The organism is Lysinibacillus pakistanensis, assembly GCF_030123245.1.
Classification (GTDB): domain Bacteria; phylum Bacillota; class Bacilli; order Bacillales_A; family Planococcaceae; genus Lysinibacillus; species Lysinibacillus pakistanensis.
Genome location: NZ_CP126101.1, coordinates 2296242 through 2316084, shown reverse-complemented (window position 1 = coordinate 2316084; position 19843 = coordinate 2296242). Strand labels below are relative to the sequence as shown.

Below are 19843 nucleotides of genomic sequence, written 5' to 3'. Positions count from 1 at the left end.
CTTTTTTTCAGCTATGTCTGTTCGTGATTATTCAGAAGTGTAGGTTTCTTTTTTAAATTTCTTTTAATGCACTTAGAAGATTAACCTTTGCTGCAAAATAAGATGGTATAATTGAAGCAATTAGAGATAGGAAAATTCCTGCAGTAATTGCCAAAACTACATTGCCCCACGGAATAATAAATGGCATATGCATTGCAGATGTGTTTGATATAGAGTTTAAAAATACTACAAATATGCCCAGTAAAACCCCAATAATTATTCCTGCAACACCTACAACTAAACCTTCTCCTATAATCATTGTTCTGACTTGTTTAGTGGTAAATCCAATCGCACGAATTGTACCAATTTCCCCGACTCTTTCCATTGTATTCATCAATAATGTATTACCTATACCTATACTGGAAAGGGCAATCACAATGATCAATAAAAATTGCATAACTTCATTCATTCCATCAAAAGAACTTTGAGAAGATTTAATTTGATCTTCTACTAATGTAATGGTAGAAATAGAGGTTGTAAAATCAGCGTTTAATTTTTCACGCAATGTATAAGGATTCCCTAAGTCACTGATATTTATCATAATTGTATAAATAACATCCCAGTTAAAACCTTCTTTAAACTCATTTTCTGATATAAATCCAACATATCCTCCATCTTGAGAAGTATTAACTTTCCCTATTACCTGATATTCTCTTGTACCTGAAGGAGAATTAATAGTAATGGTATCATTCATTTTCCCACCCCATTCATCAAACGCTCTTTCACCTAATAGGATAGAGTTGGATGGAAGATTAATGCCGCCTGGGTCTTCGAAAAGTTGAAATCCTTCCGTATTTTCAGATGGTAAACTCATCACATAGAATTCTCTATATTCATCTCCAACTGTTTTCCAGGTTACCATTGTTTCTCTAAACCATTCAACGCCCTCTACGTCAGCGTAACTACTTATCTTATTAATAATTTCTTCATTCACTGGTTCTTCAAATTGAACTTGAATATCTCCCCCAAAAGTTTGGCGAATCTCCTTTTCAAAGCCAGAAGGGATTGATTCTAAAGCTGAACCTAAAAAAATGACTACAGCAATACTTATTGCTAACATAGCTGATGTATTAGCGTTTCGATTCGTATTAATTTTTATGTTACTGACAGATAATTTCCCTGGATAACTAAGTATTTTTTCTATCATTGGTGCAAGAATTTTTGCAAGGACCCTCATCACCAATGGATATATGAATACCACCCCAAATAATAAGGAAATATACCCCAAATAACTGTCAACAAAGCTAAGTAATATGAGAATAATACCTAATAAATACCTAAGAATTTCTACTCTAAAGCTAGGCGTTTTATTTGTATTTCGCATTGCGTATACGATAGGCGTTTTAAAAGCAATATACATAGGTATTCCAGAAATTATTATTGGAAATAAAATCCCGATTAATCCTGATAAAATTGTTGCACTTTTCCAATTTAAAGTGTAAACCATAGTATCTTGAAAGATTCCTAAAAGCATCCCTACAAACAAATCTGCGAATGATACACCAATTGGTAATGCAATAGCAGTACCTAAAAGAGCAAGTAAAAAGACTTCCATCAAAACAAGTTTAAACACGTCAAAATTTGTGTATCCAAGACTCTTCATAACTGAAAATTCTTTTTTTCGTTCAATTACACTTGAATAAATCATATTAAATATGATGAAGCCGCTTATAAAAAGGGAGAGAATACATACTAGATAAAAGACAGAATATAGACCTTCTACGTCATTATTTCTTAAATCATCAATAACAACAGGCTGAACATATAATGATGTCCCTCGTAATAATTCCTGATAATTCGATAACCACTTTTCATTATCACGATCTTTATGCTGTAATCGTATATAACTTATTTGATTATCTTGGTTAGTCCAGTCTTGAAGAGTACCTAAATCCATCATAACTCTAAAGGATCTACCTTTAGCGTCATTCCAATTAGTAGGACTAGCAAGCCATGATGTAAAGCCAACAATCCCCGTTACTTCTATTTCACCTAACCCTTTAAATGTTAAAGTATCTCCTATATCTTTACCCCATAGCTTAGCTGCATTCTCAGGTATAATAATACCATTTCCGTTCAAGCTCCCTTTTATTAATGGAAGCTTTAAAAGGTTACTTTCTAAATCACTGACACCAGTTATTCTAACTGAAGTTTCAGCCGGAGCTTTCGGTTGATCTATTTCCACCAATACTTGTTTATCTAGGACACTTAAGCTATCTGATACAATATCCTGCTGCTTTATTGCTTTTACCTCATCTTCTGAGAAAGAATAATTTTTGCTTAATATCCAATAATCAGCATCCCCTGCATAGATTTCTTGATAATACCTAAATGTATCTTTAATCGTGTTATTAGCAACCAACATACTAGTTGTTAAGAGGATACCAAGTATTACTGCAATGAGTGTAAAGAAAAACCTTTTTTTATTTTTTGTTAAGTTACGCCAAGAAACTAGCCAAATATTCAGCATAGCCATGATCCTCCCTAGTTACTTCCGTTTCAATTAATCCATCTTTGAACAAAATAATTTTATCCGCATAACTAGCTGCGAAGATATCATGAGTTACCATAATAATAGACTGTTTTCTTTGTTTGTTGAATTTAGCTAATAAATCCAGTATTTCTTTGGCTCGTTGCCTATCTAGGTTTCCCGTTGGTTCATCAGCTAATAGTATTTTCGGCTCGTGGATCAAAGCTCTTGCTATAGATACCCTTTGCTGCTGTCCTCCGCTTAAAAGATTAGGGGCTTTCTTTTCAAAACCTTCTAAACCAACTTCTTTTATCATGTTCCTTATTTTCTCTTTCATGTTTTTGTCTTTTCTGCCATCTGCATAAAGTGGAAAACCGATATTTTCTTCTACAGTTAATGTAGGTAATAATTGATAATTTTGAAAAATGAATCCGATACTTTTTCTCCTTACGATAGTTCTTTGCTTTTCAGTTAATCCAGAAAAATCTTTTCCTTGTATTTTTACCTGTCCAGATGATGGTGTATCTAAACCACCTAATAGTTGTAATAGAGTACTTTTACCGGAACCACTAGGTCCCATGATTGCTATAAACTCACCTTCCTTTATAGTAAGATCAATGCCTTTTAGCACCTCTATCTTTAAATTACCTTGTTCAAAAGATTTAAATAATTGATTTATTGAAATCATAATTGTATCTCTCCTTCAAGCTCAAATAATAAAAATATTCATTTCTAATAGTTTTATTATCCCTATATAGTTAATTTTTGGATTTCGCAATAAAAAGGATTACTCTTCTTCAAAGGTTATCTAAAATTGAATAAGCGTCTAGTACCATTACACCCATCTAATATTAACCTGGTCCGTTATCATTAGCTGTTATAGGTTTCTAATTCACTTTTCCTGCTTGGCAGAACATTAACATCGGCAAAATTTAGACAATTTCCTCAACATCTTTTATTGACTCTTTATTAACGCTTACCTCCCTTTCTCCTGATAAACACCCTGCAAGAACGATTAAATACTAACAACAAATTTACAAATAAACCTCCTTACGCCAATTATATAAAATGACGTAAGGTCACTTTCAAACTTTATGCTGTAAAAATTTTAAGTTAGTTGAAAGTGATCTTGCTTATCTTTTAATCTGCCGCTATATTATTTACTTTATTTTCCATTCATATATCCAAAGTTAGACATAAAATTATTGTTCTAGCAGTTATACTCAATATTAATTTATAATTATTTTATATGTAGTTGTAATAGGAGAATGATATATGAAGATAGTAATTGCAGAAAAACCTGACCAAGCAGTAAAATTAGCTGCTCCATTTTCTTATACTAAAAAATCAGGTTATCTTGAAGTTAAGCCAAACGTTTACTTTCCAAACGGTGCATTAATAACTTGGGCAATAGGACATTTATGTGAATTGAAAGCCCCTGAAGAATATAATTCAACATGGAAAAAATGGACATTAGAAACATTACCAATTATTCCAGATCGATTCGAATATAAAGTTACAAAATCAAAATATAAGCAATTCAATGTAATAAAAAATCTAGTAAAAAGACCTGATATACAAGAAATCATTATTGGTGGGGATGCGGGTCGTGAAGGTGAATTAATTATTCGGACAATTTTAAGAGTATGTGGTGTAAAAAAGCCGATGAAACGCTTATGGATATCGTCCTTAACTGAAAATGCTGTAAAAAAAGGCTTTTCAAACCTTCTACCCGAAGAGAAAACTAGAGATATTTATTTCGAAGCATTAAGCCGTTCATGTGCCGATTGGTTAATTGGAATAAATACATCGAGATTATATACCGTCTTACTCAAAAAAAATGGTATAAAAGATGTTTTTTCAATAGGTCGAGTGCAAACACCTACACTTGCTCTAATCGTTAAAAGAGAACAGGAAATTGCAAATTTTAAACCTGAACCTTTTTTGGAAGTTGAGGCAGACTTTAATTTTGAAGGCAAAATTTTAAAGGCAAAATGGCATAAAAATAATATTTCAAGAGTTCAAGAGGAAAAACAGGCTATTGCAATTGCTAATTTCTGTATCAATAAAAGTGTAGAAATTTCAAGTATAAAAAAAGAAACAAAGGAATATGCTCCACCTTTATTGTTCAACCTATCTGCATTACAAGCAACAGCAAATAAGGCCTACAAATTTTCACCACAATACACACTTGATATTCTGCAAAAACTGTATTTAAAGGGCTTAGTTTCATACCCAAGATCTGATTCACAATATTTGACGAATGAAGAAGCAAAAACACTACCAAATATATTAGAAAACTTGAGTAAAATTGATAAATATAAAAACCTTCTTCCACCCCCAACAAATTCAATTATGAATAATAAAAGATACGTGAATGAAAAAAAAGTTACTGATCACCATGCGATTATTATTACAGAGCAGTACCCTAATTTTTCTAAACTTAAAGCCGAAGAAGAAAAAATTTATGATTTAGTTGTTAGACAAGTCATTGCAGCTCATTATAACAATGCAGTTTTCTCTTATACAACGATTCATTCACTTGTAGATAAGCGAGCGGAGTTTATTTCTAAGGGTAAAGTGCAAATTGAAGAAGGTTGGCGTAAAGTCATTTATCATTCTAAAGACAACTCATCTACAGACGAAGATGAATTGCTTCCCCTTCTTTCAGAAAATGAACTTGGTATAGTTGCTAAAACTAAAGTAAAAAAAGGTGAAACACAGCCACCTACTAGATATTCAGAGGGTAATTTAATTACATTGATGAAAACGGCTGGCAAACATTTAGAAGATAACGAATTAGAAAAGATTTTATCTAAAACTGAAGGTTTAGGTACTGAGGCCACACGCGCAGGAATAATTGGTACCCTTAAGGATCGAAACTATATCGAAATTAAGAAAAACCAAGTCTTTGTAACAACTAAAGGTATGTTATTAATAGAGGCATTAGGTGAAAGCATACTAACTTCTCCTTTAATGACAGCCAAATGGGAGCAACGTCTTTCTGAAATAGGTGAAGGTAATGCTTCCCCTAAAGTATTTATGGAACAAGTAAAAAAGCTAGCATACAAATTGATTACAGATGCCAATGAACGTGAAAAGGAATGGGCATTCGATCAAAATGAAGTGGATAAAATTACTGAAAATAATCCTTATAATAAAAAATATAAAAAAGTAAAAAAAGTTGTTGGAAAATGTATGCTCTGTGGTGGGTCAATAATAGATCATGGTACCTTTTACGGTTGCTCAAATTATAAAACTGTAAACTGTAAATTCTCGATTTCGAAAAAAATACTCAGTAAAACCATTTCACAAGCTAACTTGAAAAAGTTATTGGCTACTGGTGAAACGGACTTAATAAAAGGGTTTAAAAAAGGTGAAAAGACTTTTAATGCTCACCTAACTTGGGATATAAAAATGCATAAGATTAATTTTAAATTTCCTTAGTAACTACATTGTTTGAATTTTTTTATAAACAATTATCTGTATTTCTTTTAATATTAATCTCAAAAAGAACTCATTTTGAAAAAATTATTCAAAATGAGTTCTAACACATATTTTTTAGTTTTTAAACACGAGTATTCGAACTTAAAATTACTCCAATAATTATTTCAGAAATAAAGTTATCATTTTCACTGTAAAACATTCCATTTTAGTAGCGTTTTAATTTTATTAAACTTGCTACAAATCTTTTTGGACCACTATAAGTAAGTGCCAATATTATTCAGCTTTTTTCACCATAAAGCACACAAGCATACATGGTTCATTGCTATTATTAACGCACCAATGCTCCTCGCCAGCAGGGATTAGTGTTGCATCTCCTGCCTTTTCCACACTGTATTCACCATTACTGTATGTTTCTATTTCTCCACTGAAAATATAAGAATATTCATCTTCATCATGACGGCTCATGCCCACAGTAGGAACACGTTCGCCTGGTAGCAGAGAAATAACACTCATGCTCACTTCTTGAAAATTCCCCTGCTTTGTAAAAAATTTTTTCATTTCATACATTGGCATGCCAATGGGCTCAACTTGATTAATATTAATTTTTTCCATTTCATTTACCACCTATTCTTTTTGAAGTTTTGGATCTAGAAAGTCTCGTAGACCATCCCCTACGAAGTTAGCACCAATCGAAATTGAGAATATAGCTAACCCTGGGAAGGTTGATACCCACCAATTTTGAATAACCTTTGCCCCATCTGATACCATTGACCCCCACTCAGGTGTAGGCGGCTGTGTTCCTAGTCCGAGGAAGCTTAATCCTGAAAACATCAAGATTGCATTCCCTAGATCAAGTGTTGCCATAACCAGTAATGGACCAAAGCTATTCGGTAAAATTTCTAAAAATAGAACTCGAACATGTGAGGCACCCATCACACGAGAAGCGGTAACATACTCGCTTTCTTTTAAGGAGATAACCATTGAACGCATTAATCTTGCATAATTTGGCCACCATATAATGGCCATTGCAATTACAGAGTTTATGATACTTGGACCAAGTGCTGCTGCAATGACCATCGCTAAAATTAGTGGTGGAAATGCCATAATTAGCTCTGAGAAACGCATCATCACCTCGTCCACTTTCCCGCCTTTATATCCTGCAATTCCCCCATAGAAAATACCAAAAGAAAAGGCAATGATCACGGTAATAACACCAGCTGATAAAGAAATTCTAGAACCGTACATAACACGTGAGAATACATCACGCCCTAGCTCATCAGTACCAAAGAAATGTGAAAAGCTTGGTGGCTGGTATCGAATGGTTAAATCTTGTACAGTTGTACTATGTGTAGCGATTAATGGCGCACAAATGACAACGATTATCCAAAATGCACAAATGAATAATCCCAGTTTAAAAAGAAATCCTTTTTGAGTGATAAAAGAGCTAAATTTTCTCATTATTTATACCTCACCCTCGGATCAATAATCCCATAAAGGATATCAATTAGTAGATTAATAACAACATAAATAAAAGCAATTAATAATGAAACACCGCATATAGCTGGGAAATCGAGTGAAACGGCAGATAGGTAGGCATATTGTCCAATTCCTGGCCATGCAAAAATATTCTCAACAAGCACCATTCCACCTAGTAAATTACAAAATCCTATTCCAGCTACTGTAATGACCGGTATCATTGCATTGGAAATCGCATGTTTAACGATAATCCCAGATTCCTTCAGACCCTTAGAACGAGCTGTACGTATGTAATCCATTGACAACACTTCAAGTAAATTAGATCTTGTTTGACGAGCAATTAATCCCATAGTAAAGAATCCTAACACCGTCCCTGGCAAAATCAAATGCATAGCCACATCACCGAATAATTGAAAATTCCCACTCATCATCGAATCTAATAGAAGTAATCCTGTTCCCCCCTCAGGAGTTGTTGCCCGTGCATCAATTCGACCAGGTCCAGGCGTAATGCCTAAAACGGAAGAAAAAATATTGAGCATAATTAAAGCAAACCAAAAGCTTGGGACAGATACCCCACTAATAGAAACAGTACGAATGATATGGTCAATAGCCTTATTTCTGAAAATGGCAGAAATTGTGCCAAATAAAATACCTAATACTAAGGCAATCACCATCGCCACTATCGATAATTCCAATGTTGCTGGGAAGAACTGCATTAAATCTTCAAATACAGGTCTACCTGTACGTATTGATGTACCCAAATCACCAGTCAATAAGTGTTGGAAGTACAGAAGTAATTGACTAAAAAGTGACTGATCTAGTCCCCACTTCTCTTTAAAAGCAGCAACAATTTCAGGATTATTCAATGCACTTTGGCTCAAATTCGCAGCTACCGGATCACTTGGCACTAAATGCGAAAGAATAAAAACGAAAAGTGCCACACCAAATAATAAGAAAAGCAGAAACAATAGACGCCTAGCAATAAATCTAAGCAATTCGGATCACACTCCCAACTAGAATACAACTTCCTAATCAATTTCGCCTCGGCGTAATTGTAGCTGCCGCTTTGCTTTCGCTACAGATAAACAATGCGTCCGGATTTTGAATTGTGCCCGCACAATTCATTCCTTTGAAAATCCGTGACATCCGCCGGAGGCTTTGGGCCAACATGATATTGGTCACTCAGTCGTTGCCACAGGACGTGGCGTTCTTAGACTGAGTTCCGCTATTTCAGTAGGTTTTTGGACACCCTCTGAAAAAGTAATCAAAATCACATTCATCTCACCACCTATAGAGGTGGGAGTCTTCCGCTGAATGAAGGTAATCTCAGGTAAGTAGCTACCGTATATAGTTTCCTACCTACGAGTAGCTGCTTAATTGTAAAAAATTATTTTGAAAGCTTTAATTCATTTAATCGTAATTTATAAAGGTCATTATAAGTAACGCCCTCAAGGTTGGCACCTACAGCAAATGATTTAGGGTGCTGTACTAGGAATGCATATGGACTATTTTCAGCAATTATTTCCTGCATTTTCTCAGAAATTTCTGCACGTTTTGTCACATCAATTTCCACCTTCGCTGGTTCAGCTAAGCTTACTAATTCAGCATTAGCTGAAGCTTCCCAGTTCGCACGTTTTCCTACAATATCTCCTGGAATAAATGCTAATTGGTTGCTTAAATCATAGTAGTCAGGTGACCAATGCATTACTAGGAATGGCGTTTTTCCATTTCGATAGTCTTCAATAACTACCCCAACATCTCCAGTTTGAATTTCCACATTAATATTAATTTTTGCAAGATCTTCTTTTACTTTTTCAGCAATCGTTACCCATGAAAGTCCTTCTGAATCGTAATTAGCAGCTGTTAAAGGGACAGTAAAGCCCTTTTCATACCCAGCCTGCTTCATCAAATCCTTTGCTTTCTCTAGGTCTTGATAATTATCTGGTCTAGATTTTGCACCAATAAAACCATCTTGCACAAATGACATTGGTAATAGTGCGCCATCACCCGCTAATAGCTGGAAGCCTTTATAGTCAAGTGCGTAACGAACAGCTTGCTGAACAAGTGGATCCGCCATTTCTTTTCCTATTTCAGTACTATTATTCATTAATAAGAATGAAATTGTTGAAGTTGGTGAAGATACAACCTTCGCATTTCCACCCTCTTTAATGTTTTTCACTTGGTCAGGTCCAACACTTAATGCTACGTCAATTTCACCTTTTTCAAGTGCTTTAATTTGTGTATTTGGATCTGGAATTTCTTTGATGATAACCTTACTCGCATTCACAGTACCCGTATAATTCGGATTCTTTTCAAGAACCATCTCTGTATTCGGAGTCCACTTCTTCAATACATAAGGACCACTGCCTGCTGATGCCCCATCAAGGTAAGCAGTTGCTGCATCCGTTGTACTTGCATCTGCAGCATCTGAACCACCTTGTTCCTTTACAACTTTGCTATCTACAACTGCAAAGGCATTACTTGTAAGTTTTGAAAGGAAGGATGCATCCTTTTCCTTAAGATTAACAACTACAGTCTTGTCATCTGGCGCTTCCACGCTGGCAACTCCCTCTGCAAGAGCAGAAGCATTGTCTTTTAAATTTATTGTACGATTAAAACTAAATACAACATCCTCTGAAGTTACAGCATTCCCGCTGGAAAATTTACGACCCTCATCTAGCTTAAATGTATACACAAGTCCAGATTCATCTACTGTATATTCTTTAGCAAGTGCTGGCTTTGGTGTAAGGTCTGACCCTTCCAACGTGTATAAATTCTCATATGTTGCATAGAAATAGAAATTCCCAAACACTTCATAAGCACGAGCTGGATCTAATGTTTTCCAGTCGGAAGCAACCCCAATAACAATTGTATCCGTGTTAGATGTGCCTCCAGATTCATTTGTTTTTTCTTCATCTTTACTACAGGCGAAAAGTGATAGAACTACTACCAATAGGATTGAAAGTAAAGAAATTTTTTTCATCATCTAAGTTCTCCTTTTATAAAAAATTTATAGTTTTACTTTGTCTGCAAATGACATGCTGCAAAGTGCTTACTATCTGTTTGGATAAAGATAGGCTCCTGTGTTTTGCAAATATCCATTGCTACAGGACATCTTGTATGAAACCGACATCCGGCAGGCGGATTAGATGGACTTGGAACATCCCCTGTAAGAATAATCTTTTCTCGATGTTCATCCGTGATATCTGGAACTGAGGACAGGAGCGATTTTGTGTAAGGATGTTGCGTTTTTTCATATAGTTGATCGCGAGTAGACAATTCAACTATTTTACCTAAATACATTACAGCGACTCGGTCACTAATATGGTGAACAACACTTAGATCATGCGAGATAAATAGATAAGTAAGGTTCAATTGTTTCTGTAAATCCTCTAGCAAGTTAATGACCTGAGCTTGAATCGACACATCTAAAGCTGAGACAGGCTCGTCACACACTATAAGTTCTGGATCTAGTGCCAATGCTCGAGCAATTCCCACCCTTTGTTTCTGCCCTCCAGACATTTCATGAGGAAATCTATCAAAGAAACGATTTGCTAGACCAACCATTTCCATTAGCTCTTTAATTTTTGCTTCACCATTTGGTATTTTATGAATTTTGAATGGTTCTAATAAAATTTGCTTAATGGTTCTACGTGGATTTAAGCAAGCAGATGGATCTTGAAAAATCAGCTGTGCCTTTTTAGCAAAATTTTTCCGTTTTGATTTTGAAAACTTTGTAATATCTTCGCCATTAAATAAAATTTCAGATCCCTGGTCAGGTGTATATAGACCTAGCAATGTTCTGCCCAGTGTACTTTTACCGCATCCACTTTCACCGACAAGACTAAAAGTTTCACCCTTTTTTATCGTAAAAGAAACATCGTCTACTGCTCTAAGTAGGCCTTTTTTTCCATCTGGGCTTTTGATATGAAAGGTCTTTTTCAAGTGTGAAACCTCTAAAATGTTTTCTGTCCCATTGCTGTTCGATACCGCTGCTATATTATTGGAATTATTTTGTACCATTCACATCACCGCCCCTTTCAGATCCGTCATAAATGAAGCATTTTACTTCACGACCATCCTCTAGTTGAAATAATGGTGGGGATTCCAATTTGCATTTCTCTGTTGCAAACTTACAGCGAGGATGAAAACTGCAACCTCTTGGCATATTCAGTGCATCAGGGACACTACCCTCAATCGCCTCAAGTCTTTCCACTTTACTGGAAATTCTAGGTATGGCATTAAGTAATCCTTTTGTATACGGATGAAGAGGATCAGCAAATACTAACTCAGTTGGACTTTTTTCAACAATTTGTCCAGTGTACATAACAACTACTTTCTCACACATTTCTTTCACAACACCCAAATCATGAGTGATCATAATAATACTCATATTCCTCTTTTTCTTCAGACTGCTCATTAAATCTAGAATTTGCGCTTGTATAGTAACATCTAATGCAGTAGTAGGCTCATCAGCAATTAATAGTTTGGTATTACAGGCTAAAGCGATAGCTATCATAATTCTTTGTCGCATACCACCAGACATTTGATGTGGATATTCATGAAATCGCTGCTCAGGAGAAGGGATTCCTACCATTCTTAGTAATTCAATTGCTTGTTTTTTTGCCTCTTGTTTACTTACATCTTTTTGGTGAATCAAGATTGGCTCCATAATTTGCTTACCACAAGTATGTAAAGGATTAAGTGAGGTCATCGGCTCTTGAAATATCATTGATATAGAATTTCCTCTAATCTTCCTCATTTCACGAGGTGAGAGTTTTAACAAATCTAAACCATCAAAATCAATACTTCCTGTGATTTCAGTATTAGCATTTTGTAAAAGTCCCATTATCGTAAGGGATGTAACACTTTTGCCACTACCACTTTCACCAACGATTCCTAATGAACTCCCTTGGGCTAATTCAAAGTTTAAATTATCTACTGCTTTGACAACACCTTGGCGTGACTTAAATTTAATCGTCAAATCCTCCACTTTTAGTAATGTCATCAATTTCACCTCTTTCAAAAATATATTGTTTAAAATAACTACGAATTAGAAGACTGATAATTCAGAAAATTAAACAGGAGTTTGCTTAAGGAACATTCCATTAACTATTGCCCGCAGTCTTGTCGAAAAGGTACTTAAAATCTAAAAAATAAATCCGTTCTAAAATTCCCTTTTTTGTTCAGGGAAACCTTACTCGTTTAATTAAAAATTACTGGCGTGATTACGGAAAGTAATACAGTTTCTTGGTTTAAAGGATTTTCCCATATATGAGTTAGATTTGAAGGAAAATGGATGGCTTCTCCTTCACGCAAATAATATTCCGTCTGATCAACAGTGAATAATACAGCCCCCTTTAGAACGTAATAAAATTCTTCACCTGGATGCTTAAATGGTTCATTTTCTTTTTGGAAAGGCTTTATTGTGACGAGAAATGGCTCTATTTTTCTATCTGGAAAGTTATTACTTAATCTAACATAAGTAGAATCAGAGCTTTCTATTTTAAAAGGTTTTTGATTTTGCTTTTTCACTGCGTAATTTAGATCTTCCGTCTCCTCGAAGAAATGAATCATCTTCACGCCAAATGCATCAGCAATTTTTTTTAAAGAGGTGATAGCTAATGATGATGTTCCTCTCTCAATCTGGGATAAGAAACTAACTGATAATTCCGTCTTTTCACTCAATTCCTTTAAAGTCATACCTTGTTCAAATCTTAATTGCTTTATTTTTTGAAAAATTTCTTCCATAACTTAACTCCTTTCTCTTAAAAGAAGAATAATTACTGTATAACCGTAATTTATTACAATCTTATCATAATTTTTTAAAATGTAAATTAATATTTAAAATATTCTCTATATTCATAATATAATATTTTTTCAAAATACCTTTACTTTATAGCGACAATACCATAAGAGATTCGTTGATTTTAATTAAATAAACCGTAATTGGGAGCACTGGGAATGCTGTCTATAAACGAGTGGGTAGAAATAAAGGATGGATATATTGGTTTATAATCAACCAATAAAGTAGGCTATCAGAAATTATAGTGAAAACAGAAAGTGGAAAAGAACATTTTAAAAAATATTGTACTTTTCAGGTCGTTAGAAGGAGTTTTAATAGCAGGTGGGTTTTAATAAAACTGTAAAAGGATGATGTTAAATGAAAAAAAATTAAATAGTCTGCTCCATGATGAACAGATTAATAGTTTTTATTTAAAGGATCTTCCAAGCTCATTTTTGACAACAAAAAAAGAATCTGTTTGAAATAATTAATCAAATTCGATTCTTTCTTTGTGGAGTATTATTAAGTTTGACAATTTTCTTCTGTAGAACTTCAATAAACGCGCTCTCAATTGAGTTGTTTGCTAGGGGTTGGCCATCTATGATAAGTATTGTAACCATCGGAATTGGTTTGTTCTCTTTCATTTACTTTAATTCGAATGGACATCCCATCTCCTATATTGGTCTTGATAGAAAACTTGCCATTAAAGGCCCGTACCCTCTCTTGCATCCCCCTAATCCCCATTGAATCGGCAAGAATGATTTCATCCATTTTACATCCTATACCATCGTCAAAATAATTGACTTCAAAACCTTCTTTGGCTTCTAAGAGATGAATTTCAACAATGTTAGCATGCGAATGTTTCAAGGCATTATTCAATAGCTCTTGGAAAAGACGATAAATCATTAAGTTTAAACGTTCATCCTCTAAATAAAGACGATCAATGGTGTAAATTAAAACAAATTCAGCACGTTTATGAACTTTTTGAATAAGTTTCTCGAGCGCTGCATTTAAACCTAATGTATCTAATAGTGGCGGTTTTAAATTTTCACAATATCCTCTTAAATCATTTAACGATGCAATCATATGATCATGAACTTTTGAAAGTTTCATTTGTATATTTGTTTTTTTCTTTGCATGAATAACTACATCCATTTCCCTTGCAATATGTAGCTGTTCTTGTAAAATCGTATCGTGTAACTCTTGTGCCAATTGATACTTTTCTTCTTCAAATCGTAGCCAAAGTAGCTTATTAAGCCACGGTAACTGATTATTATCGGCTTCCTTCATATGCTTTAATTGTTCTAAAAGATCTTCAACCATTTTCGTATTTTCTATAAAATTATTTAAATATAGAAGCAATAATTCAAGCCATAATAATTCCTCATCCTTTAGATAAATAGATTTATTATGATCTACGACTAATATTCTTTTATAATTTACATCTTGGTGTATAAAAGCAATATAAAAATGCTCTGTTTTCTTGATATCCCCCAAGCGTAGTTTTTCTAGTAATACTTCATCCATTTGATTTTGTGTATATTCTTTTGATTTGCTCGTTGAAGTAACGGCATGTGTGTGAAAATCATAGGTGAGGACATAAACATGATGAATCTCAAGGTGCAGGGAGACTTCCTGAACAAATCTTTCTAGTAAATCTTCAATTTTCACCACTCTACCTATACTATCAATGGTCGTATACATTCTATGGATATAATCTCCTTTTGTTGAAAAAAGGATTTTTCGCTTATGATAATCTATTTTTTCTTTAAAATAGAACAGGGCTATTAAAGAGAGGAAGGAAAAAAAGAAAATTTCCGTCATTCTTGAAATAGCTAGATCAGTTATCCAGTAGAGACCTATTAATAGCCAAACTGTAAAAGCAAATGAAAAATTAAAATAATGACGAAAACGAGTTATATAGTACTCCATATCAAATATCCGTTCAGTGAGCTGTGTAAATATGAAACTGTATGGTATAAGCAACAAAAATAAGGAGCATATATCAGCAGAAAGTATATATTTATGAAAAATAATTTGCGGTATGGCAAACAAAAAAAGGAATGGTAAGAAAGGGCTAATAATACTTAATAAAAAAATTTTCAATTGAGGGGTTTTATATTTTGAATAGCCTATCCCTAAAATACCAAAAATTATTAATAACAAAATAAAAAATAACCACAAGGTAAAAATAGAGAATAAAGTATTTGTAAATGGGTGGATGATGCTAAAAATACTAAAAGAAGAAACTATTGATAAAGGGAGTATATATATTATTTTAATGTTGTTGATAAATAACCATTTTAAATTCAAAAATAAAAAATAATTTCTTAAAAAGTGAATCAAAAGAACAAGACAAAGTATCATACTACTTCGATTCACAACTGTTCCAACACTATCTAACATTCCTGATGCACCAATACTAACATATGCCAACGATACTGTAAGAATAAACAGAGTAAGTAAATTTATTAAACTCGAATTCTTTTGTTTCTTATATAAGTAGAGAGAAACAATTAAACTTAATAAAAAATAACATGCTGGTAAAAAAAATATATACAAAAATTGTTCAGGAATATCTAATGGTGCTATTTGTAAATGAATTAACTGTCCATCTTCATGGTTCAGAAACTTTAACTCTTTAGCTACTCTAATTACAGGATCGTATTTAATAATATTTAATTCATTAATATTGTTACCATCAATTTCTAAAATAATATCCCCTGCTGAAATCTTTTGCTTATTTGCCCATTCCTTATAATATGGTTCAATAATTAACCATTGTCCATTCTCTTCTTTCAGTTTAATTCCTAAATAAGGCGTGCTATAAGTAACAGAAAGCAAATAGCTTCCTAATATAAGATAAGTACTTATAGCAAGCCAAAGCCAATTATTTTTCAAATAGTTTAATGCCAGAAGCCCGTTTCTAAACATGTCTCATCCTCATCAAAGGATGTTATGATTGCCTTCTGCTCAAGCTCTGTAACACCAACTAGAGAAGCCTTATTTTCTTTTAACAATGTAAGTAGTGACGGGTTTTTTTCCAAATACTGAATCATGTTAATCATAAAATCTCCTCATTTCATTAGTTTTTATAGTTACATTTTCTAATATTATGGATTAATAATCCATAAATGTAACTACACCTATATTATACTTTTATTATCCAATTTTTCAACGATATTTTCTAAAAAATGCTAAAATTTAATATATTAGGAGTTGATTTTGCTAAAAACAAGCTTTATCTCCTTCATTTTTTGACAATTTAATTTTAGGTGTCGATATAAACTAGCTCAAATTCTAATTTTTTTGCCCTTATAAGGAATTAAATGATTTGAATATTAATTTCAAAATCATACTGAAATCTTTTCAAATACTAACTACCTATTTCATTCATCTTTTTTGGACTCCTAATGACATTTGAATAACACCAAAATGGGAGCACCTTTTTCGCTTTCCCAAAGCTCAACAAAAAAGCAGTATCCATTAGGGAAATTATCTAAATACGCTTCATCATCAAGGCAGATATTATTTTTAAACTTCGAATACCATTCAGACCTAACATCATTTATTAATAATTTCTCTAACTTGCCTTTCTGTCCTGTTTGATAGTTACAGATAAATACCTGTTCCACTATGCTATTAAAAATCATTTCTTCAAGTTGCTGTAACGTAGGAGTATCAGGGTAAAGTTTACTTGAAACTAATGCTTGATCGTTATAAATCTGATTTTTGTATTTGTCTATGAAATAGCCTTTTCTTCTCAATAAAGCTCAACCCTTTTTTTACTGTCGTTTTCAATTTTAAATTCAGATAGACATTTCTTGTCATTTCAAAAAATAAAACGCCCGTATTTTTTATATGTTGTTATAATAAATTCAAAACAAAGGAGGTTTTGAAAATAATTACTGCTATTGTTGTTGTAATTGGAGTTATGTCCATGGGATTAATCATTTTCGGGGTATTCAATATTGTTATAAAGAAAAAGAAAATCATCAATATGTATACACCATTTGACGATTTAACTAGAGGAACTAACAATACAAACAGTGATAAAGATTTACAGGAACAGACAAAGTATATAGATCCTGTTGAAAAAGATGAATCAAAATAATTCACATAGTGGGTTTATTCTACTAGAGTTTTTAAAAGAGAAAGATTAACTATTTATTCCATCTTTCTCTTTTTAAATTTGAGGTTTAGAAACTATGATACTACCACTAAAGTTACCGCTTCAGTAACGCTTTATAAACGGTAAATTACAAATTTCCTTGGATTACCTATGGTTATCACCTCGGCTACTTAGTCAAGAAATTCAGCGCTGGATAGGTTTAAGTATTCCATTACACTAGCAAACTAACTAATTAGTCAAATATCGAGAGCAATGCTTGCCAAATTGGTATGTCCACTCCACATGAAGGACAGTTTGTCTCACCAGCCAGATATGGCAAATGGCGAGCGAGACCGTGTTCGCCAATCGCCATCACTTGATCCGCCAACATTGCTTGATCTTCATCCAAATACTGAGATGCAGGTATAACTATTTGAGCCTGTTGTTCTTCTTCAAACACAGGGTCTTGCGCAAATGCCTGTATGTGCCCATTCTCTTCATTCGGCCACAGATATACTTCCTGGTTGCACTCTTGACACACTGCAATGTACTCATCTCCTGCCGTAAATGTTAACAGCATATTCGCCACCTTGTACGATCCCCGAAAGGCTGAATCGGCGATAAGAATATAACGCTTCTCCACATCATCAATTGGAGCAAGAGCAGTGTGGGTAACCACCTCTTCACTTAATGAAGCTACATCACGTATGGCCTCCATATATCCACTGTAGATGTCCTCACAGATTGATGCTCCTACATCCTCAGCGAGTTCCGCCCAAGCTGTAGGATACGGTGTTGAGTCGCTCTTGTCACGGCTTGCTTCAATGATGCCGCATGTAATAAAAAGATCGCGCTGCACTTCAGGATCTTTCGTCAAACGAGCCATCTTTGCTAAATAAGGAACAGCCGCATAGGTGACCGTATAAATCGTGTTCTGATGAAACAAGTATTCCTGAAAGAGTTCATCAGCCGTTTCTTGGTTATACTCCTGCATCAACTGCTGTAGCAGCATTGGTACGTTCTCTCCAGATCCATAAGGTCCCATCAGCTTCCCCCATGTATCGCTAGTCCATTCAAGCAAAGTAAGCGCCTCCTTTTTTCCCTTTTAGATTGTCTGCTTTTCCAAAAAAGCTTCTCTTGTATTCATCGATAAGTATAAGCATATATTTACTATGTCGTTGGAATTTTTCAAAATCTCTACATACTCAACGGGACTTTTTCCTTTGAATTTTATTTTTAATCAATTTTAGAGCAAAAAAAAGCATATTTTAGAAATCCTAAAATATGCTTTTTGTTTATTTTTGTATTTTTCCCTTTAACAAGGTAAATCCTATATCCCTTTGGGGTTCACTTCGTTTTTATAATGTTCTGCTAAAGCATTTGCAGCAATAATTGCTTGATACACATCATCGGGAGTAACTGGATGTGGCATATTCTTCATGGTATCCTCTTCAGCACATGCAGCTTCTGCTACTTTTCTCCATTCTTCTTCTCGGAATTCATCCATACCAAGATCATTTAAAGTTAATGGTAAACCAATTTCTTTAATAAATTGAATAACAGTTGCAATTTCCTCTTTCGGTGCACTTTCTAAAACAAGCTGTGTTAATAAACCAAATACTACTTTTTCACCATGTTGTGCACGATGAAGTGATGGAACGGCAGTCATTCCATTGTGAATTGCATGTGCAGCAGCTAAGCCACCAGCTTCAGCACCAACACCACTTAAATAAATGGTCGCTTCAATTGTATTTTCAACTGCAAGCGTAGTAATTCCTTGATTCACGGCAATTTTAGCTTGTAGACCATATTCTAAAATAGTGTCATAACACATTTTAGCAATTCCAAGTCCCGATAGTGTAGGCTTTAAATTCACCAAATTATCACCATTTTTACGGTAGCATGCTCGTGCTTCAAAATAAGTAGCAAGAGCATCACCAATACCAGCTACAAAAAAACGTGTTGGTGCAGCTGCTAAGATCTTTGTATCTGCTAACACAATATCAGGGTTTGAGGGTAAGAACAAATAACGATCAAATGAACCATCAGAATGATAAATAACAGCTAGTGCTGTACATGGTGCATCAGTTGAGGCTATAGTTGGAAAAATCACAACAGGTAATTGCTCATAATAAGCAGTAGCTTTAGCTGTATCTAATGTTTTTCCACCTCCAATACCCACAATGATATTTGCCCCTGATTGTCTTACTGCCTCTCGGTGTTTATCAATTTCTTCTTGTGTAATTTCATAATTGAATTTCACAAATTCACTTTTAAATCCCTCATTTCCAAAAGACCTACCAGCTTCTTCCTTTGCTCGTTCAAGTATAAACTCATCACATATTACATAAGCATGGTCACCATAAATCTTTGTGTAATTAGGTAATGCTTCTAATAAATTTTGACCCACTATGAATTTTTTAGGTGATGTAATGGACTTCGGTTTTTTTAACATCTAGAATATTCCCTTCATAATCAGATTTCTTATGTATTATTTACTGTTAGCAAAAAAATA

General features: G+C 34.0%; 16 protein-coding genes. 2 read left to right on the top strand and 14 right to left on the bottom strand.

The features are described 5' to 3' along the window. Nucleotides 1-52: 52 nt before the first annotated feature. A complete protein-coding gene (locus QNH24_RS11095; RefSeq protein ID WP_283872200.1) occupies nt 53-2509 on the bottom strand; it encodes an ABC transporter permease in 2457 nt (818 codons plus the stop codon). Then, entirely contained in the window at nt 2478-3197 is a 720-nt protein-coding gene (locus QNH24_RS11090) for an ABC transporter ATP-binding protein (RefSeq protein ID WP_054771729.1), read from the bottom strand. The genes QNH24_RS11095 and QNH24_RS11090 overlap by 32 nt, the downstream gene beginning before the upstream one ends. A gap of 587 nt (nt 3198-3784) precedes the next feature. Here QNH24_RS11090 and QNH24_RS11085 point away from each other — a divergent pair. Beyond that, nucleotides 3785-5956 (top strand): DNA topoisomerase III, encoded by a 2172-nt coding sequence (locus tag QNH24_RS11085; RefSeq protein WP_283872199.1) that lies wholly within the window; start codon nt 3785-3787, stop codon nt 5954-5956. A 273-nt stretch (nt 5957-6229) separates the two neighbouring features. Here QNH24_RS11085 and QNH24_RS11080 read toward each other — a convergent pair whose 3' ends face one another. The 10 genes from QNH24_RS11080 to QNH24_RS11035 all read right to left on the bottom strand — a co-directional run bounded on the left by QNH24_RS11080 (nt 6230) and on the right by QNH24_RS11035 (nt 16984). Beyond that, a complete protein-coding gene (locus QNH24_RS11080; protein ID WP_283872198.1) occupies nt 6230-6568 on the bottom strand; it encodes a cupin domain-containing protein in 339 nt (112 codons plus the stop codon). A gap of 12 nt (nt 6569-6580) precedes the next feature. After that, nucleotides 6581-7414 carry an ABC transporter permease gene (locus tag QNH24_RS11075; RefSeq protein WP_054771727.1) on the bottom strand — a complete coding sequence of 278 codons (834 nt, stop codon included), beginning with the start codon at nt 7412-7414 and terminating at the stop codon, nt 6581-6583. After that, the gene (locus QNH24_RS11070) at nt 7414-8427 is read right to left on the bottom strand and encodes an ABC transporter permease (protein ID WP_283872196.1); all 1014 of its coding nucleotides are present in this window, start codon (nt 8425-8427) and stop codon (nt 7414-7416) included. The genes QNH24_RS11075 and QNH24_RS11070 overlap by 1 nt, the downstream gene beginning before the upstream one ends. 392 nt (nt 8428-8819) lie before the next feature. Then, a complete protein-coding gene (locus QNH24_RS11065) occupies nt 8820-10418 on the bottom strand; it encodes an ABC transporter substrate-binding protein (protein WP_283872194.1) in 1599 nt (532 codons plus the stop codon). A gap of 32 nt (nt 10419-10450) precedes the next feature. Further along, entirely contained in the window at nt 10451-11455 is a 1005-nt protein-coding gene (locus tag QNH24_RS11060) for an ABC transporter ATP-binding protein (protein ID WP_283872193.1), read from the bottom strand. After that, nucleotides 11442-12440, bottom strand: a complete 999-nt coding sequence (locus tag QNH24_RS11055) for an ABC transporter ATP-binding protein (RefSeq protein WP_283872192.1) — start codon at nt 12438-12440, stop codon at nt 11442-11444. The genes QNH24_RS11060 and QNH24_RS11055 overlap by 14 nt, the downstream gene beginning before the upstream one ends. A gap of 197 nt (nt 12441-12637) precedes the next feature. Beyond that, a complete protein-coding gene (locus QNH24_RS11050; RefSeq protein ID WP_283872191.1) occupies nt 12638-13183 on the bottom strand; it encodes a helix-turn-helix domain-containing protein in 546 nt (181 codons plus the stop codon). A 601-nt stretch (nt 13184-13784) separates the two neighbouring features. Next, on the bottom strand, nt 13785-16151 hold the full coding sequence (locus QNH24_RS11045; RefSeq protein WP_283934534.1) for an ATP-binding protein: 2367 nt from the start codon (nt 16149-16151) through the stop codon (nt 13785-13787). Further along, on the bottom strand, nt 16124-16285 hold the full coding sequence (comX, locus tag QNH24_RS11040; protein WP_283872189.1) for a competence pheromone ComX: 162 nt from the start codon (nt 16283-16285) through the stop codon (nt 16124-16126). The genes QNH24_RS11045 and comX overlap by 28 nt, the downstream gene beginning before the upstream one ends. A 342-nt stretch (nt 16286-16627) precedes the next feature. Beyond that, nucleotides 16628-16984, bottom strand: coding sequence for a hypothetical protein (locus QNH24_RS11035; RefSeq protein ID WP_283872187.1), 357 nt, complete (start codon nt 16982-16984; stop codon nt 16628-16630). 128 nt (nt 16985-17112) lie between these two features. Between QNH24_RS11035 and QNH24_RS11030 the strand changes: the two genes are divergently transcribed. After that, on the top strand, nt 17113-17331 hold the full coding sequence (locus QNH24_RS11030; RefSeq protein ID WP_488259941.1) for a DUF3951 domain-containing protein: 219 nt from the start codon (nt 17113-17115) through the stop codon (nt 17329-17331). A 250-nt stretch (nt 17332-17581) separates the two neighbouring features. Here the strand turns inward: QNH24_RS11030 and QNH24_RS11025 are convergent, their stop codons facing one another. Then, nucleotides 17582-18409, bottom strand: coding sequence for a hypothetical protein (locus QNH24_RS11025; protein WP_283872185.1), 828 nt, complete (start codon nt 18407-18409; stop codon nt 17582-17584). Nucleotides 18410-18658: 249 nt separating this feature from the next. Next, on the bottom strand, nt 18659-19783 hold the full coding sequence (locus tag QNH24_RS11020; RefSeq protein ID WP_283872184.1) for a glycerol dehydrogenase: 1125 nt from the start codon (nt 19781-19783) through the stop codon (nt 18659-18661). Nucleotides 19784-19843: the final 60 nt, after the last annotated feature.